The following is a 25,085-nucleotide window of genomic DNA, read 5'->3' on the forward strand; positions in this document are numbered from 1 at the left end:
CCTTGACTTACATGTGCGCGGCCGCAGAGGGGGCCAGACAAAACAAAGCCGCTATCATAGCCGATGCTGTCAAGGGGCTGACAGAGCAGGCCTTATAAAGGAGCGTATTTAATCGCAGGGATTTGAAAAACAGCCTCGAAATTCGCGCCTGTCACGCTAAACTGCGCACCTTGGCCGAAGCAGGCTGAACCGGTTGCGGGGCCTGAGGCTCCAAAACCACGAATTCCTTATAAAGAGTAGCGATCATGACTCAAGTCAAACTGACCACCAACCACGGTGACATCGTCATCGAACTGAACGCCGAGAAAGCCCCGATCACCGTGGCCAACTTCATCGAGTACGTTAAAAAGGGTCACTACGAGAACGTCGTGTTCCACCGCGTCATCAAAGGCTTCATGATCCAGGGCGGCGGTTTCGAGCCAGGCATGAAAGAAAAGAAAGACAAGAGCCCGAGCATCCAGAACGAAGCCGACAACGGTCTGAAGAACGACAAGTACACCATCGCCATGGCCCGTACCATGGATCCGCATTCGGCTTCGGCGCAGTTCTTCATCAACGCCTCCGACAACAGCTTCCTGAACCACACCGCCAAGACCGCTCAGGGCTGGGGTTATGCCGTATTCGGTAAAGTGGTTGCGGGCACCGACGTTGTCGACAAGATCGAAGGCGTTTCCACCACGTCCAAGGCAGGTCACCAGGACGTACCCGCAGACGACGTGATCATCGAGAAAGCCGAGATCATCGAAGCGTGATATTGCTGATTTCAGACTTGCATCTGGAAGAGGAGCGCCCGGACATTACCCGGGCGTTTCTGGATTTGCTCGCCGGACGCGCCCGTTCGGCGAGTGCGTTGTACATTCTGGGCGACTTTTTCGAGGCATGGATTGGCGACGACGCCATGACCCCCTTCCAGCGTTCCATCTGCCAGGCCCTGCGCGACTTGAGCGACAGCGGCACGGCCATTTTTCTGATGCACGGCAATCGCGACTTCATGCTCGGCAAGGCCTTCTGCAAAGAGGCCGGCTGCACGCTGTTGAATGATCCGAGTGTCGTGCAGTTTTACGGCGAACCGGTATTGCTGATGCACGGCGACAGCCTGTGCACCCGCGACGAAGCCTATATGAAGCTGCGCCGCTACCTGCGCAACCCGCTCAGCCTGTTCATCCTGCGCAACCTGCCCTTGCGCACCCGCCACAAGCTTGCGCGCAAGCTGCGCAGCGAAAGCCGGGCGCAGACGCGGATGAAGGCCAATGACATCGTCGATGTCACGCCGGAGGAAATTCCGCGGATCATGCAGGAATACGGGGTGAAAACCCTGGTTCACGGTCACACCCATCGCCCGGCCATCCATAAATTGCAGATCGGCGACCAAGCGGCGAAGCGGATCGTGCTGGGGGATTGGGATCGTCAGGGTTGGGCGTTGCAGGTGGATGAGAACGGGTTTGCGTTGGCGCCGTTTGATTTTGCGCCACCGCCTGCACTACCCGCCCCTGCCACCGTCTGATCGTTCCCGGACTTAGTTGATCGCTCCCACGCTCTGCATGGGAACGATCTGCCTGACTTAGTGGCCGCTGGCGGCCGGGCCTGCCTTCGCAGCAAACGGCGGCTTGGCCAGCCACACAATCAGAATCAACCCCATAAACCCCCAGCCCAGCAGCGTGAAGTAATCCACGGTGGAGAGCATGTAAGCCTGGCTGGTGAGGATCTGATCCATCTGTGCATAGGCCGATTGGCTCGCGCCACCCAGCGAATGCAAGGTCTCGCGAGTCGCTGGCTCGAAGGTGCTGATGCTCTCGCTCATGTAGGCATGATGCTGATCCGCCCGGCGAATCCAGATCCACGTAGTCAACGACGCCGCAAAACTGCCACCCAATGTCCGCAGGAACGTCGCCAGACCCGCACCATCGGCAATCTGGCTCGGCGGCAAGTCCGACATCAGAATGCTCAGGGTCGGCATGAAGAACAGCGCCACCCCAATCCCCATGAACAACTGCACCAGAGCGATGTGCTGGAAGTCCACTTCGTTGGTGAATTCGGCGCGCATGAAGCAGCTCAGGCCGATCGCCAAAAACGCCAGCCCCGCCAGCAGACGCAGGTCGAACTTGTGCGCGTACTTGCCGACAAACGGTGACAGCAGCACCGGCAGAATACCGATCGGCGCCACCGCCAGTCCGGCCCAGGTCGCGGTGTAGCCCATCTGGGTCTGCAACCACTGCGGCAGGATCAGGTTGATGCCGAAGAACCCGGCGTAACCCAATACCAGCACCAGCGTGCCGATGCGGAAGTTGCGATAGGCAAACAGCCGCAGGTTGACCACCGGATGCTGGTCGGTCATTTCCCAGATCACGAACACCGCCAGCGCGATCACCGAAATCGCCGCGCCGATGATGATGAAGTTCGACTCGAACCAGTCCAGGTCATTGCCCTTGTCGAGGATCACCTGCAACGCGCCCACGCCGATGATCAGCGTGATCAGTCCGACGTAATCCATCGGCTGACGGCTGGTGACCACCGGGCGCTTGGCCAGCTGCTGGCGCACCACCATCACGGCGAAGATCCCGATCGGCACGTTGATGAAGAAGATCCACGGCCAGCTGTAACTGTCAGTGATCCAGCCGCCGAGGATCGGCCCGGCAATCGGCGCCACCACCGTGACCATCGCCAGCAACGCCAGGGCCATGCCCCGCCTCGCTGGTGGATAGACCGCGATCAGCAGCGTCTGGGTCATCGGGTACAAAGGCCCCGCCACCAGGCCTTGCAGCACGCGAAAACCGATCAGTTCCGGCATCGACGTGGAAATACCGCAGAGAAACGAAGCCAGCACAAACAGAATGGTCGCCCACAGAAACAGCTTTACCTCGCCGAAGCGACGGCTCAGCCACCCAGTGAGTGGCAGCGCGATGGCGTTGCTCACGGCGAACGAGGTGATGACCCAGGTGCCCTGCTCCGAACTCACGCCGAGGTTGCCGGAAATGGTCGGCAGCGCCACGTTGGCGATGGTGGTGTCGAGCACCTGCATGAAAGTCGCCAGCGACAGACCGATGGTGCTGAGCAACAGGCTGGGCGGCGAAAAAGAGGCGTTATTGCTCATCGCGAATCCTATGAAGCCGGGTTGGCGCCGTGTCTGTTACAGACGCAGCCGCCCTTTGTGGGAGCAAGCCCGCTCCCACAGGGGGAAAGAGATCAGCGTTGCGCGGTCTTGCTGGCCGCGGCGCTGTTGTCGTGGATCAACTGGGTGATCATCGCGTCGGCTTCGGCCAGTTGACGGTCGTAGACGTTGGTGCTGAACGAGGCCTTTTGCGGCGGCTGCTGGGCCAGTACCGGGCCACTCTGGTCATGCAGATTGACCTCGACATTGGTCGACAGGCCGACGCGCAGCGGGTGTTTGGCCAGCTCTTCGGCGTTGACGTGAATCCGCACCGGCACACGCTGCACGATCTTGATCCAGTTACCGGTGGCGTTCTGCGCCGGCAACAGGGCGAACGCGCTGCCGGTGCCGGCACCAAGGCTGTCGACGGTGCCGTTGAACTTGACGTCGCTGCCGTAGATGTCCGACTCGATCTCCACCGGTTGGCCGATGCGCATGTCACGCAGCTGGGTTTCCTTGAAGTTGGCGTCGATCCACAACTGATCCAGCGGGATCACCGCCATCAGCGCGGTGCCCGGCTGCACACGCTGGCCGAGTTGCACGGTGCGTTTGGCGACGTAACCGGTGACCGGTGCGATCAAGGTGCTGCGAGCGTTGGTCAGGTAGGCCTGACGCAGTTGCGCGGCGGCGGCCATCACGTCCGGGTGCGAGGAGACCACGGTGTCATCGACCAGCGCGCTGGTGGTTTTCAGCTGCTGTTTGGCGTTGGCCAGGGCATTTTGCGCCGAGGTCAGGTCATCGCGGGCGTGGGACAGTTCTTCCTGGGAAATCGCCCCGCCGGCCGCGAGATTTTTCCGCCGGTTGAAGTTGTCCTGGGCTTTTTGCACTTCGGCCTGTTGCGCATTGACCTGGGCTTTCATGCCGTCGACGTTGCTGTACAGGCCGCGCACCTGACGCACGGTGCGGGCCAGGTTGGCCTTGGCACTTTGCAGGCCGACTTCGGCGTCGTTCGGGTCAAAGTTGATCAGCACCTGGCCTTCATGCACCAGATCGCCATCGTCAGCACCGATGCTGACCACGGTGCCGGTCACCAGCGGCGTGATTTCCACCACGTTGCCGTTGACGTAGGCGTCGTCGGTGCTTTCGCTCCAGCGCCCGATGAATTCGTGATACGCCCAGACGCCTGCACCGGCGAGGGCAACCACAACGGCCAGCACCAGCAGCATCACCTTGCGTTTGCGCGGATTGCCAGTGTCCTGGGCGTTGTCTTGAGCTTGTGTGTTTTCGGCAGTGGCCATGACAAGTACCTTGAATTAGTTGTGCGGCGTGGCTGGGGTGGCGTTGGCTGCGGTCAGGGTTTGCCCCTGGAAGCCGCCGCCCAGCGCTTGCATCAGTTGAATCGACAGGTCGATCTGCTCGGCATTCAGGTTGGCCAACTGACGCTGGGCCTGCAGCAATTGCTGCTCGATGCTGAGCACGTCCAGGTAGTTGCCGATACCGGAACCGTAACGCTGGACGACGGTGTTGTAAGAATCCCGGGCAATCTCGGTCGCGTGCTGCTGGGCGCCGATCTGCCGGCCGATGTCACGCAGCTGGTTAATGGTGTCGCTGACATCGCCCAGGGCTTTCACCAGGCTTTTGTTGTACTGCGCCACGGCGAGGTCGTAATCGGCGTCGCGGGCATCGAGGTTGGCGCGCAAGCGTCCGCCATCGAAGATCGGCACCGAAATCGTCGGGGCAATGTTGAAGAAGCGACTGGCGGAGCCGAACATCGCGTCCCCCAACAAGGATTCGGCACCGGCCGAAGCCGACAGGTTCAAGTTGGGATAGAAGCGGGTCTTGGCCGAGTCGATGTCCTTGCTCGCCGCCTCGACACGCCAGCGCGCGGCGACCAGATCCGGGCGACGGCCCAGCAGTTCGGCCGGCAGCACCGAGGGCAGTGCGACAGCGCTGGCTTGCAGGACTTTCGGCCGAGCGATTTCGTTGCCGCGATCCGGGCCTTTGCCGAGCAATACGGCCAGGGCGATTTTCGCGCTGTTCAGGCGTTTTTCGGCGTCGATCAGGCTGGCTTCGGAGCTGGCTTCCAGACTTTGGGTCTGCTGGAACTGGTACTGGCTGTCGATCCCGGAGCTGAGGCGACGCTGGCTCAAGTCGAGCATCTGTTTGGTGCGTTTGAGGTCTTCGTTGGCCAGGTCATAAACAATGTGCGCCTGACCCAGATCGCTGTAGGCCCGGGCCACGTCGGCAGCCAAGGTCAGTTGCGCGGCCTGACGGTCGACTTCGGCGGCGCGGGCCTGGCCGAGTGCGGCTTCCCAGGCATCACGCTGACCGCCCCACAGGTCGAAGTTGTAATTGAAACCGGCGCTGATATTGCGCACGGTGGAGTAAGCCCCACCCTGCCCCAACGGATCCTGATCCCGGGCCAGACGCGAACGGCTGATGCCGGCGCTGGCGTCGAGGGTCGGATAGCGCTCGGCATCGGCGGCGTACGCGGCGGCGCTGGCCTGGTGGGCGCGGGCGTCGGCGATCTGCATGTCCGGGCTGTCTTTCAGGGCTTCGCGGATCAGACCGTCGAGCTGCGGATCGCCGAGGCTGGTCCACCAGTCGCTCTTCGGCCAGGCGGCCTGGGACAGGGTGACGCCGTTGAGCGATTGCCCGGTCTGCAGGGTTTTCGCATCGAGGCTGGCGCCATGGGTATCGAGGCCACTGTAGTTGGCGCAACCGGCGAGAATCATCGCCGACAGCACCAGTGTCAGGCTGCTGCGCAAGGTTTTACCGCTCATTGTGTTCACCTAACCGCTGGATGGTGATCGGGTCACCGGCTGCCAGCAAAATTTTCTTGAGGATGTATTCCAGGGTTTTCAACTCGTCCGGGGTCACGGCGCCGGCCAGTTCGTTCATGGCGTCGGCACCGATGTGCGGCAGGCGATCGGCCAGTTGCTGGCCCTGCTCGGTGAGTTTCAGTTGCACCTGACGGCGATCGCCTTCGCTGCGTTGGCGAACCAGAAAACCTTTCTGCTCCAGACGATCGAGCATGCGGGTCATCGAACCGCTGTCCAGCGACAGATGCCGGCACAGCTCGGCCGGGGTGTCGACGCCGAACTGGGCCATGATGATCAACACCTTGAACTGCGCGGCAGTAATGCCGTGGGGTTCCATGTGGGTGTCGATGATCTTGTCCTTGAGTAAAGCGGCACGGCCGAGCAACAGGCCGAGATGGCAATGCTGGAATTCGTCTGGGGTGAAATGCTTCATGTGCTCACCTAATAACTGCCTAGGCAGTGAATGTATGTCGAGATGTTACTGCCTAGGCAGCGAATGTCAACGTAATAGTTAGGTTGCTTTGTAATTAGTTGACCAGTGGACTGGGTTTTTCGTCAGTCAAGCGGGCGTCATCGCTGACATGCAGGCTGGAGATACGTGTGGGAGGTGGCTTGCCAGCGATAAAAACAACCCGGAAAAAGGGAGAAACGCGTGTTCTAGGAATCGCCTGATGTGCATCGGCATGCGGCGTGTCTAACTTACGGCGCTCACTGGCCGACACGTATAGTCCTCCTCATGAAGCGTTCACCCCTTCAGCGCCCCCTGCTCCCTTTTATCGCGGCGAGCTTGCTGGTCTGCACATCGCACGCCATGGCCGGCAGTTGCACAGCCATCGACTCCAAGCCCCAGACCCTCAACTTCGGCGCCAGTCTGGCCAATGGCAGCCTGACGATCCCTGCTGACACGCCCAATGGCACCGTGGTCTATCAAGACACCGTGTCAGGGACCGGCCATAGCTGGAAGTGCACTCTGGCGTCGCAATATGGCGTATTCCTCGAACCAAGGTTTGGCAGCATCATCGGCTCGTCGGTATCGACCTTCCCGCTGGGCAAGACCGGGCTGTCATTTCGCATCTGGATGGATGTGCTGACTCGCTACGAATCGTCTTTGCAATCGATCCCGCCGAACAATGCCTACGGCATCGGTGCCGGCAACGTGCGGCTGGAAATCGTCAAGTCCGGCGAACTGGCTTCGCAGGTCAGAATCGATGCGGGCACCCTGGGCACCCTGCAAGACGATGATCTGATCCTGAAACGATTCAACCTGACCAACCCGATCGTATTGAATGCAGCCTCCTGTCAGACGCCGTCCGTGCCGGTTGCCATGGGTGACGACTATCAACTCCTGGATTTTCGCGAGGCTGGCGCGAAACCCCGCACGGTGCGTTTCAACATTGGCTTGAACCAGTGTCAGACCGGCATCAAGAAGGTGACTTACTCGCTCAAGGCGAACACCCCGGTCATCGACGCGACAAAAGGTATTGTCGCGCTCAATGAAAGCTCCACCGCCAAGGGCATCGGCCTGCAATTGATGAATGACGCCGGGCAGCCCATGGCTCTCGACACCACCTACCCGTTCGACGCTTTCACCACCACCGGCACCGACTTCAAGATTCCTTTGTCGGCCTCGTATTACCGCCTGGGAACGGATGAGCTCAAGGCCGGCAGTGCCAACACCGAGGTCACCTTCATCGTGAACTACCTGTAATCATCTAAGGATCGTCTGATTTTCCCGACATCTGGCCACCCCTACAGTGCCGGGATGAGATTAAAGAACTACCTCCATCAGATCAGCCCGATCCTGTCCTCGCCCGATGCCGCTCGGCGCCTGTTGCGCATGTTCGCCCTGGTGCTGCTGGTGGGCATACTGGGCGGCGTTTACAGCTTTCTGCTGTTTACCTTCAACAACGAAATCTCCCAGCGTCGCAGCTACATGAGCAGCGCGATCGCCGAAGCCCATACCTTTTTCACCACCCGCGAAGCACTGCTGGAAAGCCTGAGCCTGTCGGCCACACGCAAAACCGAAATCAATGTGCCGGTGTCCGATGAAGAGATCCGTCTGCTGCTGGGACAAACGCCCGGCCAGCAATGGAGCATCTGGCTGACCCAGCGCATGCGCGATTACCTGAAGGCCAAACAGCTCAATCTGATCTACGTCAGCAGCGGCATCGACGCCCAGGCTTCACGGCTGTACAACGCGACCCCGCAGATCCGCGACTTCCCCCGGGCCATGCTCAAGCAGCTGGAATCCCTCAAGCACCACAACACCAGTGCCCTTCAGGAGCTTTGGCTGACCCACGCAGCAGACGGGCATTCGCAGTTGTATATCTTCATTCGCCTGGACGAACGCGACATCCACTCCGGCTGGCTCGGCCTGGAAATGGACGACCGCGAAGTGTCCAGTGCCTTGAGCGATCACAGCGCCGGCGAGTTCACCATGTTCAATTCCCAGGGCATGCCACTCTTCAGCAACAGCAGCAAACCGCCCCCCGGACAGCATCTGCCGCTGCTGCGGCAACAGGATTTCTTCGGCTTTGTCGGCGACGGCTGGCTGTCGGGGCAACTGGTGTTGCGCAAGCAATTGAAATCCTCGGACTGGCAACTCACCTACTCCATCGACTTGCGTGCAGTGCTGTCGACGCTGTGGCCGCAGATGCTCGGCGCGCTGCTGTTCTGCCTGTTGAGTATCAGCCTGGTGTGCCTGTTGGTCCGACGTCTGGAACATCGTTTCATTACGCCGGCGATCCACCGCATCCAGGCTTTGGTGGAAAGCGAACTGTTCAGCCGTGACGTCATTCAGACCGCTCCCGTGGCGCTTTGCGTGCTGCGGCGCACCGATGGCGAAGTGGTGCTGGAAAACACCCTCGCCCGACAATGGCTGGGCGAATGTGGCGAGCAACTGGGTGCCGGCTGGATCCGTGACGCCTTCGACACGACCGGCCCCAGCCTGACGGACTATTTCGAGACCGCCGATGGCCGTCACCTTTATCTGAGCTGCGCGCCTACCCGCTACAGGGGCGAAGATGTGTTGCTGTGCGCGTTCAGCGACATCAGTGCACGTCGGCAAATCGAAGCGGCGCTGGAGCAGGCCCGCCAATCGGCCGATGCCGCCAACGAAGCCAAGACCTTGTTTCTCGCCACCATGAGCCACGAAATCCGCACCCCGCTCTACGGTGTACTGGGCACCCTGGAGTTGCTCGCACGAACACAACTGGATACCCAGCAGAAAAGCTACCTGCGCGCCATCGAAGGTTCGTCGGCCACCTTGCTCCAGCTGATTTGCGATGTGCTGGATGTATCAAAGATCGAGGCCGGGCAACTCGCTCTTGAGCTGAGCGAGTTTTGCCCAACGGATCTGGTGCAGGAAGTCGTGCACGGTTATGCGGCAGCGGCGCAGAGCAAAGGCTTGCAACTCTACGCCTGCCTCGACCCGCAACTGCCGGACACCTTGAAGGGCGATGCCAGCCGCTTGAGGCAGATCCTCAACAATCTGCTGAGCAATGCCGTCAAGTTCACCGACTCCGGGCGCGTGGTGCTTCGGGTCAAACTGATCAGCCGTGAAGGCGAGCGTGTATGCATGCAATGGCAAGTCTCGGACACCGGCAAAGGCATCTCGCATGACGATCAGGCATTCATTTTCGATCCGTTCTACCAGACCGAAGGCAATACCAACGTGGTGGCCGGCACCGGTCTGGGCCTGCCGATCTGCCTGCGTCTGACGCACTTGATGAATGGCACCCTGCGCATGGTCAGCGAGCCCGGACTGGGCAGCAGTTTTTCCCTGAGCGTGCCCTTGGAGCAACCTTCGTGCAACGCATCCCCGGTCGTCATGCCAGCATTGGCTGCGAACATCGTGTATGTGGTCTCGCCTGTGCGCGAACTGGCCGACAGTATCAGCGGCTGGTTGCGCCGCTGGGGTGCCCGCCCGCATATCGGAGCCCCTGACTGCCTGGAGCCTGGCGCGACGACGGTGCTACTTGAGTTGTATCCCGCACCCTGCGGGCAACGCCCGAGCCTGTCATGGCGAGGTCCGCGGGTCCTGGCCTGCAGCGACGGCGCCCACGAACCTCAGTTCAGCGGTGACGGCTGGAGGGTCAATCTGAACGACCTGACCGCGATCCAACGGGCGGTACGCCAGGCTCAGGGCGGCCAGACCGCGCATTACCCGGAACAACGAGAACCCAATGCATTTCGATCGCTGCACCTGCACATCCTGGTGGCAGAGGACAACGTCATCAATCAACTGATCCTGCGCGATCAGCTCGAAGAGCTTGGCTGCACGGTGACACTGGCCAGCAATGGCGAGGAAGCGTTGTCACACTGGCACGACGACACGTTCGATGTCGTCCTGACCGACGTCAACATGCCCGGGCTCAACGGCTACGAACTGACAAAAGCGCTGCGGCGCCTGGGTTGCACCACCCCGATCATCGGCGCCACCGCCAACGCCCTGCGCGGTGAAGATGCCCTGTGCCTGGCCGCAGGCATGAATCACTGCCTGGTCAAACCTTTTACGCTACGAGCCTTGTTCGCTGTCCTGGCTCCCTACGAACGAGTCACTCATGAAGCCTTGTAGCATTCTGATTGTCGAAGACCATCCCTTCCAGCATCTGTATTTGCAGAACCTGTTCAACGAGTTGGGTCAATTCGATCTGGCGTACGCCCGAGATGGTGAAGAAGCACTGAACCTACTCAAACAACGCGACTTCGACCTGGTGCTCACCGACCTGCTGATGCCCGGCATGGACGGCGTGCAATTTATCCAGGGGCTTGCCGCTCAACGCTCGCGCCCCGCACTGGCAATCATGAGTGCCGCCTCTCGGCGCATGCTGATGGGCGCCAGCCTGGTGGCAAGCAATCTGCAGGTGAAAGTCATCGGGCTGATTTCCAAACCGGTAAACTCTGCGGCCCTGCGCTGCCTGATCGACCAGTTGCAGGTCTGGCGCCAGACCGTGCCGGCCGAGACGCACCCCGGCATCGACCGCCAGAGTCTCTTGAACGCCCTCGAAAACGGCGAACTGCAAGCCTGGTTCCAGCCCAAGAAAGCCCTGAACAATGGCCGGATCGTTGCCGCCGAAGCACTGGTGCGCTGGGTACATCCCGAGCATGGCACGCTGTTGCCCGGCGCTTTCCTGCCGGCGCTGGTCGCCTACGGCCTTGAAGAGCCACTACTGTGGCAGGTGCTGAAACAGGCGATTGCCGCACAAGTCGTCTGGTGCCAGCAGGGCTACGACATTCCGGTCTCGATCAACCTGCCCACGCACCTGCTCAACAGCCACGACCTGCCAGACCGCATCCTCGCGTTCGTGCTGGCCCATCAAGGCCTGCCTGCACGGATCTGCTTCGAATTGATGGAATGCTCGGTGCCCGATGACATCAGTAACTTCTACGCCGGTGCCTGTCGCTTGCGGATCAAAGGGTTTGACCTGTCTCAGGATGATTTCGGCAAAGGTTACAGCTCCTACATGAACCTGGTGTCAGCCCCCTTCACCGAACTGAAGATCGACCGCACACTGGTACAAGGCTGTAACGCCAACGAGGAACTGGCCCAGGCCCTTACCAGCATTGTCCGCCTGGGGCGACAACTGGGTCTGACGGTGGTGGCCGAAGGCGTGGAAACCGCGCAGGAACTTGCTCTGCTGCGTAAAATCGACTGCACTCAGGTCCAGGGTTTCCTGATCTCCCACGCCGTGTCTGCGGATCAGTTCCAGCACTTGCTGACCCAGGACGGGCCAGCGAATGCTTATTGACCTGCAAGAAGCGGTTGACGATCGTTATTTGCCATCGAGGTCACTGTGTCCAAAGTTTCTTCCTTCATTGCTGGCCAGGCGTTGTAATGCCACGTCCCAACACCTTCCTGGAGAAACTGGCCAGCAGCTCGTCACGTTTGAACAAGTCGCTACTGGTGCTCGGCGCTCTGGTTCTGCTGTTGCTGGGCATCAGCTACCTGGGGGCGATGCGCATCATCGAAGAACAGCGCGATACCTTGCAGTTTCACTTTGCCCGGCTGATGGAAAACGTCCGTGAACAGGAAGTATTTCTGCAGGATATAGCCCGGGAAAGTGCCAGGGACGAGCGGCTACCCACGTCTTCGTTACCACCCTACATACAGAAGCCCCTGCCGGAGGAAGGTCCGAACATCTACGAGGGTCGCGGCCTGCCGTTTTCGCTGCCCTACAGCCTGCAGATCAATCCGGACAGGATTACCCCCGATCAATACTCCAAAGTCTTCGCACTGGGCACCCATCTGGCCGCCTACTACAGCGCTTTCTGGTCAGCGTCGCACTATCAGTCACCGCAGGTCATTCTGATCAACGGCCCCGACAACTTTGATGTGGCCGTGCCAGCCACCGGGAGATTGCGCGGAGCGCATAAGACGCAACTGGGCCATCTGGTCGAAGTGATGACCCGCTTGAACAACCGCATGCACGGGCAAGGCTCGCCCCTGCCCGATATTCAAGTGCACTGGGAACCCTATGTCTCCACCGAGGACGACAAGAGCGCCCCGACCTTGCTGGCCTACGTGAACATCAACCTGGCCAGCACCGCGCTGAACGTCACGGGTGCCGACACCTGGGTCGTGCTGGGCTCGCTGCTGAACCTGTCCCAGGTCAACAACATTGAACGCTTGATGCAGTGGTCGATCTACGACGACTTCACCTTGATCACCCCGGGCGGTGTGGTACTGACCGGCGCCCTGAAGCCCGGCCAGGTGCTGGCTGAAGGGGTGAATTTCACTCGCGACGGTATGGTCTTCAAACTGAGCAGCCCCGGCGAACAACACTGGACGGGGATCTACGTCATCAGTGTGCAAAGTTTCCTCGATTACGCGCTGTGGCCACTGCTGTGCCTGCTCGCGCTGGTGCTGGCGGTGCTCGGTTGCAGTCGGGCGGTCAATCGCTGGTACCGGACCCGGGTCATTCTGCCCGCGCAAAGCGCGCACGCCAGCATCGCCGAGAGCGAGGCGTTCAGCCGTGCCGTGATCGACACGGCGCCGACCGGTCTGTGCGTGATCCGTCGCGGTGATCATCGCGTGCTGCTGGAAAACCAGCGCGCCCGGCAATGGCACGACAGCAGCCGTTTGATGAGTCTGCTCACGTCGCATACCGAGGCGGGGCATGCGGATCTTGAAATCAATGGGCGTCACCTGCATGTCGCCTTCGTGCCCACCCGCTATCAGGGCCAGGATGCCTGGCTGTGTGCGTTGCATGACGTGACTCGACATGTCGAAGACGCGGCAGCGCTGGACGATGCGCGCCGGGCCGCCGACTCGGCGAATCAGGCCAAAAGTCGGTTCCTCGCCACCATGAGCCATGAGATTCGCACCCCGCTGTATGGCGTGCTGGGCACCCTGGAATTGCTCGGCCTGACGTCGCTTGCCCCGCGCCAGCAGGATTACCTGGATACCATCCAGCGATCCTCCACGACCTTGTTCCAACTGATCAGCAATGTGCTGGATGTGTCGAAGATCGAAGCCGGGCAGATGACCCTCGAACCTCAGAATTTCTGCCCGCTGGAACTGACCGAGGACACTGTGCGCACCTACAGCGCCTTCGCCCGCTCCAAAGGCCTGCAACTCTATGCGTGCATCGACGCGACGCTGCCGGATCGTTTGCGCGGCGATCCGTTGCGGATTCGCCAGATCCTCAACAACCTGCTGAGCAACGCGATCAAGTTCACCGATAACGGCCGCGTAGTGTTGCGGGTACGGGTGCTGGAAAGTGTCGACAGCCGCGTCAACGTGCAGTGGCAGGTCAGCGATTCGGGGGTGGGCATTTCCAGAGCGCAACAACAGCAATTGTTCGACCCTTTCTATCAGGTCAACGACGCCACCGAACAGGCCGGCGCCGGTCTTGGTCTGGCCATTTGCAAATGGCTGTGCGAGTTGATGGAGGGCCAGTTGAACGTGGTCAGTGAACCGGGACTCGGCAGCAGCTTTAACCTGCAAATCGCACTGGAACACGCACCCGGCGAATTGACCGATTGCCCTGCCTTCAGCCCCGGCATTCCCGTCGTTTATGTACGTGCCCAGGTCACTGAGCTGGCACACCACCTGATTGCCTGGCTCAACCGTTTCGGCCTCGACAGCCGACCGCTGACAGCCAATACACCCGCGTCTTCGGCGCTGCTGATAGAGCTTGCACCACTCGCCGACACCCTGCCCTGGCCCGGTCCAAGAATCATCGCCACCCCCGATGGCCCCAATCCGTCACAGTTGCGCGGTGTCGACCGGGAGGTCGATGCACACGATGTTCGCGCGATTGCCCGGGCGATCTACCAGACCCTGCACGGCGCCGATACTGACAATCAGCCTTTGCCACCCGAAAAGACCCGGCGCCTGAATCTGCAAGTGCTGGTGGCCGAGGACAACGTGATCAACTCGGCGATCATCAAGGAGCAACTGGAGGTGCTGGGCTGTTCTGTCGTCGTCACAGCCAACGGCGAACAGGCGCTGGCGCAGTGGTCGCCCGGTCGCTTCGATCTGGTCCTGACCGACGTGAACATGCCGGTCATGAATGGCTATCAATTGGCCACGGCATTGCGGCAACAGGATCAGACGTTGCCGATTATTGGCGTCACCGCCAACGCCTTGCGCGAAGAAGGCGAACACTGCGCCGCCGTAGGCATGAACGCCTGGATGGTCAAGCCACTGAACCTCGCCACCTTGCGCGCGCACCTGGAGAAACATTGCAAGATCGCCCTACCGGCAGCCAGCGCCGCGCCGATACAGCTGTCGCCGAAAATGCGCGAACTGTTTGTCACGACCCTGCGCCAGGACATACACACCACCCTGGCAGCACTGGACAGCGCCGACGCCAATCGCGTAGCCCAGCAACTGCACAGCATGGCAGGTGCGCTGGGTGCCGTGCAGGTCGAAGCCCTGGCTACAACGTTTGTCGAGCTTGAGTGTCGTTTGAACGGCATGGCCGTGACCCGCACCCTGGACCTGGAGGTCCGCCAGAACCTGGCCCGGCTGACTGATTTACTGGAAACCCTTGAATAATTTCACTCTGGATGATTACCCATGGATACCCTCAACGTTGTCATTGCTGATGACCACCCTATCGTCCTGCTGGGGGTGCGGGAACTGATCGAACGGGACAAGCGTTTCCGTGTCGTAGGCGAAGCCGTTTGCCCGGACGAACTGATCAAACTCCTGGAGTCCAGGCCGGTTGACCTGCTCATTACGGACTTCAACATGCCCGGGGACTCGCCCTACGGTGACGGCCTGAAACTGGTGGAGTACCTGACCCGGCATTTCCCCACCGTACGGATTCTGGTGCTCACCATGATTTCTAATCCGTTGATCCTGACGCGCCTGCAAGAGCTGGGGGTGCTGGCGATCATTCAGAAAAACCGGCTGCATAACGAAATCGAAACGGCGCTCAAGGCCATTGCCCGGGGCAATCCGGTTCCCAGCTTCGGGCCTCCACCCACATCCGTGATGGACGACGGTGCGGACCTGGACGAGAAATTTACCCGCCTGTCCCCCAAGGAACACGAAATCCTGCGTCTGTTTGTCTCGGGACAAGGCGTCAACGAAATTGCGCGAGGTTTGAATAGAAGTGCAAAAACCATCAGCACTCAGAAAATATCAGCGATGCGCAAACTTGAAGTCACCAGCGACCAGGACTTATTGACTTACTGCCTGAAGCGCAACTTGTTCAACTAACTTTACATACAACCAATATTCGACCTGGCCACTTCTAGGAATCGTCTGATGTTCCACCAAGGGCCCGCAACTTATCGTGTTGTTTTCACCCAACCAAGGTAAACAACATGAAAAAACTGCCTCACACACTTCTGGCTCTTTCGCTGTTCGCTACTGCCGGTATTGCCCTGGCAGCCGAGGTCACCCCCACCAAGGCAGGCAGCGGCACCATCAACTTCACCGGCACCATCAACAACGATGCCTGCTCCGTTGAAGGCGCCGGGAAGAACAAAACCATTTCCGTCGACATGGGCGAAGTGTCGATCAAGGACATGGGCACAGCCACTGCGCCGAAAGGCAATGGCACCCTGAGCGTCGAGAACTTCGACATGAAGATCAACTGCAACGCCGGCACCAAGGTCGCGATGATCTTCGAACCGACCAAGGGTGCAGGTTCGGGCATCGTTGCCGGTACCAAAGTGCTGAAGCTGATCGACGGCCTGGGCGCCGCCAAGAACATCGGTATCGCCTTGCTCGATGCCAACGGTGCGTTGATCGACCTGAGTTCGCCAACTACGGCAAAAATCGAAAACACCCTGCAAGACAGCAACACCACGCTGAAATTCTCGGCCGCCTACGTGACCACCGCCGATGTGGCAACCGCCGTTGCCGGTCGCGGCGACGCCACCCTGCCGTTCACGCTGCAATACGAATAACCCGCGCGAACATCCAAGCCTGGTGCGGGGCCAAGCGGCCCTGCACTCTCATTCAATAGCGCGGTAACCCTCATGTCTTATCGTCACTCATTGTCCTTTTGCGCAGGCCTTCTGGGCCTGCTCATGGTTGATCAGGTCCAGGCCGGCATTTCATTGAGCAGCACCCGCCTGGTCTTCGACGGCCAGCACAAAGAAGCCGGGATCACCGTGCGCAACAGCGGTGAAGATGTATTGATCCAGTCCTGGATCGATACCGATGCCAGCGAAACCGCCGCTGTACCGTTCGCCGTCACGCCGCCACTGGTGCGCGTCAGCGGGGACGAACAGCAGATATTGCGGGTGATCTACGAAGGCACGGGCATGCCGACCGACCGCGAATCGGTGGTGTGGCTCAACGTGCAGGAAATTCCCCAGGCTACGAAAACCAAGAACACTTTGCAGCTCGCTGTGCGCCAGCGTATCAAGGTGTTCTTTCGTCCGGCGGGGCTGAAAAACAACGCCTACCTGGCACCGAGCGAACTGACCTGGCGCTTGACAGAGCGCGCCGGCGAAAACCTGCTGTTGGTGAACAACCCCGGCCAGTACCACGTATCGATTGCCGATATAACGCTGCAATCGGGTGCACTCAGCGAACATCCCTTTGATTCAATGATGATCGCTCCCGGCGAACAAAAAGAGTTCAATCTCAAACAACTTAAGCACACCAATAACGCACGCCTGTCATTCAGCAGCATCAATGACTATGGCGCACAAGACCGTTATGCCGCGCAACTGTCCAGCAGCGCCGAAACCCGAGCCAGTTTGGATAAAGAATCCCCATAACTTGAGTGCCGCTGTCACGGCTGCACTTTCACTGTATTTCTCTTCGCTCCGTTAGTTCGTATCGGAGGTGATATAGGGTTCCTGCATGTTTTTACTCAAGCGCGACGGATGGGCGCCATTTTCGGTTGTCCTGGTTTTCAGTTCCGCCTGCCTGGCCGATGGCGATGAACAGTTCAATACCTCGTTTCTGCAAGGTGCACCGTCCTCTGTCGACCTGCAATCACTGCTCGCCACCAGTCGCGTGCTGCCCGGCATTTACCGGGTAGACCTCTACGGCAACGAAATACTGGTCGGCCGCCGCGATATCGACTTCCGTCGCCATCCGGGCACGGGCAAGGTCGAGGCCTGCCTGACCCTGGAAATGGTGCAGCAATTGGGGGTCGACATCGGCAAACTGCAGGCCGCAGGCAAACTCGTTGGCGATGATCCGAACGCCTGCCTGGACCTGCCCGCGTTGATCGATCACGCCACCGTGCGTTACGACGTACCACGCCTTCGGCTGATGGTCAGTGTCCCGCAAAGCGCGATGGAACGCGGCCGGCGTGGTTATGTGGACCCGGCCTTGTGGGATGAAGGCGTGCCCGCCGCGTTCATCAACTATCAGTTGAGCAGTAACCGCAACAGCACCCAGGCGCAAAACTCCCTGTCCAACAACGTCGGCTTGCGCAACGGAATCAATCTGGGCGGCTGGCGCTTGCGTAACGAGTCGAACTTCAACAGCAGCACCGGCCGCCCCGGCACCTTCAAAAGTAATCGCAGCTACCTGCAACATGACGTTACGGCCTTGAAGGGGCAGTTCAGCGCCGGGGATATTTTTTCGGATGCCGACCTGTTCGACAGCGTGCGCTATCGCGGCCTGAAACTGGCGTCCGACGACGGCATGCGTGCCGACAGCGAACGTGGCTATGCACCCGTGATTCGCGGCATCGCGCAGTCCAGCGCCACCGTGGAGATTCGCCAGAACAACTACATCCTCTACACAGCCAATGTGCCGCCGGGACCGTTCGAGATCAGCGACATCTACCCCAGCGGCTCCAACGGAGACCTGGAAGTGACGATCATCGAGGCCGATGGCCGGCGCCGGGTGAGCGTGCAAGCCTTTTCCAGCCTGCCGATCATGGTGCGCCAGGGCCAACTGAAGTACAGCGTTTCGGCCGGCCAGTACAACAGCAACAGCGATGAGCAGAAATCGCCGCAGTTTGTCAGCAGCACCCTGGCCTATGGCCTCAGCAGCAACCTGTCGGCGATCGTCGGGCTACAGGCGACGGAAAATTTCCAGGCGTTGTCCGTGGGTGCGGGTCGTAACACGGCCATTGGTGCGGTATCGCTGGACGTGACCCACTCCGCCAGTCGTACCTTCGCTCAGACGGTCACAGGCAACAGCTTGCGCGCCCTGTATGCCAAGACGTTTACCGGCACCGACACCAACTTCACCCTCGCCGCGTACCGCTACTCGACCGAGGGCTATCGCACCCTCACCGAGCACGTCGAGGAACTGAGCAGCGAGGGAAAACCACGCACCGGCAACTCGAAAACCCGCACCGACCTGACGGTCAACCAGAGCCTGGGGCGCAACCAGGAATATGGCAGCGTCTACATCAACGCCAGCGACCAGCGTTACTGGGGACGCGGCGGCTCGCAAAGCCTGTCGGCGGGTTACAGCAACTACTGGGGCGATGTCAGCTACAACCTCGGGGCCACGTACTCCAAGGATGTCGGTAACTACGGCCCGGCGAACAATGACACTCTGATCAACCTGTCCGTATCGTTCCCTCTGGGCTCAAAACCCCGGGCGCCACGGGCCTTTGTCTCGGCCAGTTCGCAGAAAGGCAACGACACCACCCAAATGGGCATCAACGGCTATCTGTCGGAAAACAGCGACACCTATTACTCGGTGCAAGGCGGTAACAGCAGCACCGGTGGCAATAGCGGCTCGGTCAACCTCAGCACCCGCACCTCGGTGATGGACATCAGCGCCGGCTACAGCCAGGGACGCGGGTACAACTCGCAAAACCTGAACCTGGCAGGTTCGATCGTCGGCCATGCCGGCGGGATCAATCTGGGGCAAACCGTGGGTGAGACATTCGCGCTGGCGCAGGTCGACGGGGTGGAAGGTGTGAAAATCGGCAGTTTCTCAGGGGCCAGGACCGGTAGTAACGGTTTCGCGGTGGTGCCCAACGCGCAGCCTTATCGCGTGAACTGGATCAACCTCGACACCCGCGACCTGGGCGGTGATATCGAGATCGACAATGCGACCCGGCAAGTGGTACCGCGACGTGGCGCTGTGGTGCTGGCCCGTTACACCAGCAAGACCGGACGGCGTGTGCAGTTTGCCTTGTTCGACGCACAGCACAAACCGATCCCGTTTGGCGCGTCGCTTGAAGACAGCGCCGGCAAGCAACTGGCAATCTCTGACCCTGGCGGCAAGGCACTGGCGCTGGTTGAAGCCGACGCCGGTACCCTGATCATCCACTGGCAGGGCCAGCGCTGCGAGGCGCCTTACGCGTTACCGGAACGCAACAAGGCAGTGAACTATGAGCGGGTGTCGCTGGTGTGCACCCCGCAAGTCCCTTAGAAATCCCGCTTGTAGAAAATATCCAGCGAACTGGCCACGCCGCTGGCGGCTTCGAGGTAGACCTTTTTGCTCAGCTTGTAGCGCAAGGCGATGGTGTTGGCCGGTTCGAATACGCCGACGCCGTAACGCAGGCTGAGTTTTTCGGAGATGTTGCCGCTGGCCACCACGCTGGTGGTGTTGCCGCTGCCCTGAGTGTCGAGCTGGAAATCCTGAATCCCCAGATCCTTGGCCAGACCGCTGGTGACCCCGGAACTGCCCATCAGGCCCAGACCGAGCGCCGCTTGCGCGAGCATGTTGTTGTCCTCGCCGGTGGTGCTCAGCGGACGTCCCAGCACCAGATAGGACAAGGCCTGTTCCTGGCTCATCGCCGGCTCCGAGAAAATCTGCGTGGTCGGCTGCTCGGCGCTGCCGCTCAGGCGGATACCGGCGATCACATCGTCGGTCTGGCGAATCGCTTCGATGTCCAGATACGGCTGATCGATCGGCCCGGCAAACAGCAGACGCGCCCGTCGCACCGTCAGGCGCTGGCCGTAGGCGCGGTATCGACCGTCGTTGAGCCACAACTCGCCACGGGTGTCCATGTTGTCGCCGATGTGCACGTGACCTTGCAGGTTGGCGGTCAGGCCGAACCCGGCGAAGCTCAGCTTGTCCTGGCCGACCACCACGTCGATGTCCATTTTCATCGCCAGCGGCGGTTTGCCCTCTTCGGTCTGGGCGCCGACGATGATCGTGTCATCGGAGACTTTCACCGTCGATGGCGGGAGTTCGCGCACGGTGATTTCGCCTCTAGGCACCAGCACCTTGCCGGCAATCGCCAGTTCATCGCCGGCCATGGAAATCTTCAGGTCCGGCGCCACTTCCAGTTTGGCGTACGGCTCGACCGTCACCGGCAATTGCGTGCCCTTGAGCGCCAGATCCACCACCAGCGCCTGACCCCAGGCGATGTTGCCGTTCAGACTCCCCTGCCCGCTCTTGCCGCTTTTCCAGCCGCCGTTCAATTGCACGGCTTCACCGGCGATCACCGCTTGCAGTTGCAACGCTTGCAGTTCGATCGGCAACTCCGGCCCGGACACTTCGCCGTCGCTGAGTTGCACCGTGCCGTTGACCAGCGGCGCGAGCAGGCCACCGGAAATCGTGCCGCTGCCGTTCAGGCGTCCGGTGAGTTTCTCGACCATCGGCACAAACGGGCGTGCCACCGACAAGTCCAGTCCGCTGAGGCGGAATGTACCGCTGAGCGGTTTGTTCTTCGGCAGCGGGTTGAGCTGCGCCTGCACCATCAGCTCGCCAAGCTTGCCGCCGACGAAATTGAGGTCGGTGTCGATGCGCTTGGGCGTGAGTTTGCTGGTGAGCTTGAGCGTCTGGTACGGGAAGTCCAGCCACTGATCCTTTTCCTTCATGCGCAAGGTGCCGCCGCTGGCATCGACGCTGATCTGGCCGTTCGGGCCGCTGGCCGGCAGGTCCAGTTGCAGGTCGGCGTTGAGCTTGCCCTGCCAGGCAAAGTCCTTGGGCAGCCATTGCGCCAGGCTTTCGATCGGGAATTGCTTGAGGTGATAACGCAGCTTCGGCTCCGGCATCAAGCGCTGATCTTCACCGCACAGGCTGGCATTGCCGGACATCCAGCAATGGGCGCCGAAGTTGATCTTGCCGTCGGCCAGACGCTCGAGCCTGGCCGGGTTTTGCAGCTTCCAGTCCTGACCGCCAGCCTGAATGTCGCCGCTGGCCAGACGCCCGCGCCAGTTGCCTTTGTCCAGATTGCCGTCCAGGCCCAACGCCAGTTTCAGCTTCGGCCCGAGCAGGTCGAGGTTGAGCTTCTGGCTTTTGATATCGCCCTGGGCGCTGGCGGTCAGGGTGCCCAGCGACGTATCGCCGGCCTGAATGCCGCTGCCCTTGAGGTCGATTCTCGCCCGTTGCGCGCTGTCGAGGGTCGCGTCGAGGTTGAGGCTTTGCAGGCGATTGTCCTGGAACGCCAGTTGCGAACCTTGCAGGCCGAGCTTGCCCTGCGGCGCCTTGAGCGTGCCGGCGACATCAACCCGACCGTTGATCTGCCCGCGCAGTTGCGGCCAGAGCTGGGCCAGTCGCGCCAGTTTGATATCGATCTGTCCGGTGAGTTTCTGTTGCAGGCTGCCCTTGCCGTTGATGCTGTTGTCGCCGAGGCGGATTTGCAGGGCATTGAGATTCCACTGCTCGCCGGCACCGTCGGCCTTGGCTTGCAGGATCGCCGATTGCCCGCGCAGTTTGCCTTTCAGATCGAGGTCGGCATTCAGGCTCAGGCGCTCGTTTTTCATTTCGCCTTTGCTCTTCAACGGGCCGGCCAGCGTGCCCGGCAACTCCGCAACCCAATACGCCGGGTTGAGCGCCGACAATTCCAGCGCGGTGTCCCAGGCGATGCCATCGGCGAACTGCACGTTCACATGGCCTTCGGCCTTGCCCTGCCCGGCTTCGAGTTTCAGTTGTGGCAGGAAAATCTGCTTGAGATTGCCGCTGAACGGACTGCTCAGGCTGAACGCACCCGCCGGCCCATCCGCAGCGGCGGCGAAGTTACCGATGTACTGACCGTCGGTGTAGGAGACTTCGCCCGTGAAGGTACGCAACGTGACCTGTGGCTCGTCGATCTCCGGATAGAGCCGGTGCCACGGAAAATCCAGCCAGTTGATATTGGCCTGGGCACTGAGGCCTTTGCTCCAGTCGACGTTGCCGGTGAGCTTGAGGCTTTGCTTGTCGTTGGCCGTCAGATCGAGGCCGGCAATCTGCGCGCCTTTGGCGTCGACCTTGCCCTTGAGCAACAGCGCCACCGGGCCATTATCGGCAGGCAGCGTTGCATTACCGAGCAATTGGTAACCGTTTTTCAGGTCGCCTTCGCCGGTCAATAGCAGTTGATTGAATTGCAGGGTGTCCGGCAGATCCACGCTCGGCTTGAACGCCTCTGAGGTGATCCGCACTTTGGCCGGCAGGTTTTCCGCCAGCGGTTGCAGCTCGCCGCTCAACTGGCCGTCGAGGTAGCCACGGCTGTCGGCGTGCAGGTTGAGGGTTTTCAGCAGGTCGCCGTCGATTTTCAGCGCCAGCGTCCACGGCTCGGGAGCGGGCGACGGCAAGGTCAGATCACCGGCGATGTTCAGCGGCCAGTTGCCGGTCGGTTGCAACAGGCCGGACAGGTTCAGGCTCAACTCGTCACGTTGCAGTTTCACGCTGTCGATCTGCATGCCCTTGGCGGTCCAGTGCGCCGCCAGTTGCAGTCCTTTCAACTCTTCACTGCCGTTGAACAGCAGGCTGCCGACCTGAACGTCGCCCAACTCGATGGCCACGGGCAATTGCAGATCCGGCAACTTGATCGGGCCGCTGTCGGTGGTTTCTTCGCCGGGCGGAAATTGCAGGCTGACCTGATCGGCCTTGAGCTGCTCGATGCACAACGTCATGCGCGTCAGGCACAGCGGCGACCATTCGAAGATCGGTTTGCTCAGCTCGACGCGGCTGCTGTCCTGCTGCCACAGCAGATGATCGGCGCTCCACTGTCCGCCGAGGCGGCCCTGGAAATTGTCCACGCTCAGGCCCGGTACCAGACCCAGCAACCAACGGCTGCCGGCCTGCGTTCCGAGCACAGCGGTGATGCTCAATACAATCAGCAGCACCAGCGACAACAGCGCCAGCGCCGATATTTTCAAACCACGCTTCACAGCTCAGGCCCCATGGAAAAGTGCAGCCGGATGCCGCCATCGTCGTCCAGCGCGTGGGCCAGGTCGAGGCGGATCGGCCCCACTGGCGAAACCCAGCGCACACCAATACCGACCCCGGTCTTGAGGTTCGGCAGTTCGAGTTTGTTGAAGGAGTTGCCCTGATCGACGAAGGTCGCCACGCGCCACTTCTCGGCGATCGAATATTGATATTCGACGCTGCCGGCCACCATGTAGCGCCCGCCGATGCGGTCGCCCTCGGAGTTCTCCGGGGACAGGCTCTGATAGTCGTAACCGCGCACGCTCTGATCGCCACCTGCGAAGAAGCGCAGCGACGGCGGCACCGATTTGTAACCGTTGGTGGCGCTGCCGCCGACCTGCACCCGGCCGAGCAAACGGTGCTTGTCGAACACGGTGGTCAGGCCTTTGACCAGCGCCGTGCCGTAAACCAGGTTGTTGTCCGAGCCGAGGCCTTCTTTCGCCACTTTGCTTTCGAAAGTCAGGCGATAGCCATTGTGCGGGTCGATGCGGTTGTCGCTCTTGAGGTAGGAATAACTCACGCCGGGCATCAGCAAGGTGCTCAGGCCGGAGTCGTCGCCCAGTTGGTATTCCTCGCGCTGCCATTTCAGCGAGATCACCCGCTGCCATCCGCTCGGCAATTTGCTGTGCCATTCCGGGCCGAAAGTCAGCAGCTTGCTCAGGGTGTCGGAGCCGTCAATGTCCTCGTATTGATAACCGCCGGCCCAGCGCAGCTTGTCGGTCAGCGGCGGGTCCAGCGGGATGTCGTAGAACAGGCCGACGTTTTGCCGTGGCGCCGACAGTTCGGCCTCCCAGCCATAACTGTCGCCCTGCGGATTGACCCAGTGGCGGGTCCAGTTGGCCTTGATCCGCGGGCCGACGTCGGTGGAATAACCGAGACCCAGGCCCATGGTGCGCGGTTTGCGGGTGTCGAGTTTGACGTCCACCGGGATCACGTCGTTTTTCGCGGCGGTCGGCGCGGCGTCGACCCGCACGCCTTCGAAGTAGCCGCTCGATTGCAGGTCGCGGTTGAGTTCGGCGATCAGCTCGGAGTCATACGGCTCGCCGGCCTTGAACGGCACCATGCGTTGCAGCAGGTCTTCGTCGAACGGTGTGTCGCCTTCAAAACTGACTTTGCCCAGCGCATAACGCGGGCCGCTTTCGTAGATCAGTTCGACATCGGCTACCCCGGCGCGGGGATCGACCATCAATTTCTGGCGGGTGAAGCGGCCACTGAAAAAGCCATAGCGCGACGCCTGATTCTGGATCAGCCGCTTGGCGTCTTCGTAACGCCCATGATTGAGCACCGCGCCAGGCTTGAGCACGTCACTCTTGGGGACTCGAAAGGATTTGAGGGAGGCCGCCGGGCCGTCAACACGCACGGTCACGTTGCGCAGGCGAATCGACTCGCCGGGATCGATGTTCAGCACCAGACGCGGTTTTTCACCGCCCTTGACGTCACTTTCGATCTGCGGCTGGTAATAACCCAAGGCCTGGGCAGCCTTGCGCGCCTGCTCTTCGGCGCCGCGACTGAAGCGCTGCAAGGCTTCTTCGTCACGATCGCCGAGGCTGCCGATATAGCCTTCTATATTGGCTTTCAGTTCATCGTTGGACGGTTTGATCCGCACATCCAATTCACTTTGCGCCAGCGCCGCGCAGCTGGTTAACAGCATGAGCACGCCACTGGTAAATCTTCCTGGAAACTTCATAGGCGCGGATGCTAT

The 25,085-nt window shown here is 60.6% G+C and carries 16 protein-coding genes; 10 read left to right on the top strand and 6 right to left on the bottom strand.

Annotated features, from left to right (window positions below):
• Positions 1–245 precede the first annotated feature (245 nt).
• Both QLG12_RS13100 and lpxH read left to right on the top strand, forming a co-directional pair.
• Complete coding sequence (locus tag QLG12_RS13100; protein WP_197867426.1) at positions 246–752, top strand: peptidylprolyl isomerase; 507 nt, start codon at positions 246–248, stop codon at positions 750–752.
• Positions 749–1,504, top strand: coding sequence for a UDP-2,3-diacylglucosamine diphosphatase (gene lpxH / locus QLG12_RS13105; protein WP_282474650.1), 756 nt, complete (start codon positions 749–751; stop codon positions 1,502–1,504). The genes QLG12_RS13100 and lpxH overlap by 4 nt, the downstream gene beginning before the upstream one ends.
• Positions 1,505–1,561: 57 nt before the next feature.
• Here the strand turns inward: lpxH and QLG12_RS13110 are convergent, their stop codons facing one another.
• The 4 genes from QLG12_RS13110 to QLG12_RS13125 all read right to left on the bottom strand — a co-directional run bounded on the left by QLG12_RS13110 (position 1,562) and on the right by QLG12_RS13125 (position 6,343).
• Positions 1,562–3,091: a DHA2 family efflux MFS transporter permease subunit gene (locus QLG12_RS13110; protein WP_085703252.1), complete on the bottom strand. Its 1,530-nt coding sequence runs from the start codon at positions 3,089–3,091 to the stop codon at positions 1,562–1,564.
• A 92-nt stretch (positions 3,092–3,183) separates the two neighbouring features.
• Positions 3,184–4,386, bottom strand: coding sequence for an efflux RND transporter periplasmic adaptor subunit (locus QLG12_RS13115; protein ID WP_197867424.1), 1,203 nt, complete (start codon positions 4,384–4,386; stop codon positions 3,184–3,186).
• A 15-nt stretch (positions 4,387–4,401) separates the two neighbouring features.
• Entirely contained in the window at positions 4,402–5,871 is a 1,470-nt protein-coding gene (locus QLG12_RS13120) for an efflux transporter outer membrane subunit (protein WP_282474651.1), read from the bottom strand.
• Positions 5,861–6,343: a MarR family transcriptional regulator gene (locus tag QLG12_RS13125; protein WP_011334990.1), complete on the bottom strand. Its 483-nt coding sequence runs from the start codon at positions 6,341–6,343 to the stop codon at positions 5,861–5,863. Before QLG12_RS13125 ends, QLG12_RS13120 begins: the two co-directional genes overlap by 11 nt.
• A 303-nt stretch (positions 6,344–6,646) precedes the next feature.
• Between QLG12_RS13125 and QLG12_RS13130 the strand changes: the two genes are divergently transcribed.
• The 8 genes from QLG12_RS13130 to QLG12_RS13165 all read left to right on the top strand — a co-directional run bounded on the left by QLG12_RS13130 (position 6,647) and on the right by QLG12_RS13165 (position 19,675).
• Positions 6,647–7,618 (top strand): fimbrial protein, encoded by a 972-nt coding sequence (locus tag QLG12_RS13130; protein ID WP_282474652.1) that lies wholly within the window; start codon positions 6,647–6,649, stop codon positions 7,616–7,618.
• Positions 7,619–7,672: 54 nt separating this feature from the next.
• The gene (locus QLG12_RS13135; protein ID WP_282474653.1) at positions 7,673–10,486 is read left to right on the top strand and encodes an ATP-binding protein; all 2,814 of its coding nucleotides are present in this window, start codon (positions 7,673–7,675) and stop codon (positions 10,484–10,486) included.
• Positions 10,473–11,660: an EAL domain-containing response regulator gene (locus QLG12_RS13140; RefSeq protein ID WP_282474654.1), complete on the top strand. Its 1,188-nt coding sequence runs from the start codon at positions 10,473–10,475 to the stop codon at positions 11,658–11,660. The genes QLG12_RS13135 and QLG12_RS13140 overlap by 14 nt, the downstream gene beginning before the upstream one ends.
• 86 nt (positions 11,661–11,746) lie before the next feature.
• Positions 11,747–14,914 carry a hybrid sensor histidine kinase/response regulator gene (locus QLG12_RS13145; protein WP_282474655.1) on the top strand — a complete coding sequence of 1,056 codons (3,168 nt, stop codon included), beginning with the start codon at positions 11,747–11,749 and terminating at the stop codon, positions 14,912–14,914.
• Positions 14,915–14,935: 21 nt separating this feature from the next.
• Positions 14,936–15,583, top strand: a complete 648-nt coding sequence (locus QLG12_RS13150) for a response regulator (protein ID WP_236189202.1) — start codon at positions 14,936–14,938, stop codon at positions 15,581–15,583.
• A gap of 107 nt (positions 15,584–15,690) precedes the next feature.
• Entirely contained in the window at positions 15,691–16,278 is a 588-nt protein-coding gene (locus QLG12_RS13155; protein WP_282474656.1) for a fimbrial protein, read from the top strand.
• Positions 16,279–16,350: 72 nt separating this feature from the next.
• Positions 16,351–17,100: a molecular chaperone gene (locus QLG12_RS13160; RefSeq protein WP_282474657.1), complete on the top strand. Its 750-nt coding sequence runs from the start codon at positions 16,351–16,353 to the stop codon at positions 17,098–17,100.
• 85 nt (positions 17,101–17,185) lie between these two features.
• Positions 17,186–19,675 (top strand): fimbria/pilus outer membrane usher protein, encoded by a 2,490-nt coding sequence (locus QLG12_RS13165; protein ID WP_282474658.1) that lies wholly within the window; start codon positions 17,186–17,188, stop codon positions 19,673–19,675.
• Here the strand turns inward: QLG12_RS13165 and QLG12_RS13170 are convergent.
• Together QLG12_RS13170 and QLG12_RS13175 are read right to left on the bottom strand one after the other, a co-directional pair.
• On the bottom strand, positions 19,672–23,346 hold the full coding sequence (locus QLG12_RS13170; protein WP_282474659.1) for a translocation/assembly module TamB domain-containing protein: 3,675 nt from the start codon (positions 23,344–23,346) through the stop codon (positions 19,672–19,674). The genes QLG12_RS13165 and QLG12_RS13170 overlap by 4 nt on opposite strands.
• A complete protein-coding gene (locus QLG12_RS13175; protein WP_282474660.1) occupies positions 23,343–25,070 on the bottom strand; it encodes an autotransporter assembly complex family protein in 1,728 nt (575 codons plus the stop codon). Before QLG12_RS13175 ends, QLG12_RS13170 begins: the two co-directional genes overlap by 4 nt.
• Positions 25,071–25,085 lie beyond the last annotated feature (15 nt).

Origin of the sequence: Pseudomonas sp. V88_4, assembly GCF_029967985.1 — a bacterium.
In the GTDB taxonomy this organism is placed as follows: domain Bacteria; phylum Pseudomonadota; class Gammaproteobacteria; order Pseudomonadales; family Pseudomonadaceae; genus Aquipseudomonas; species Aquipseudomonas glycinae.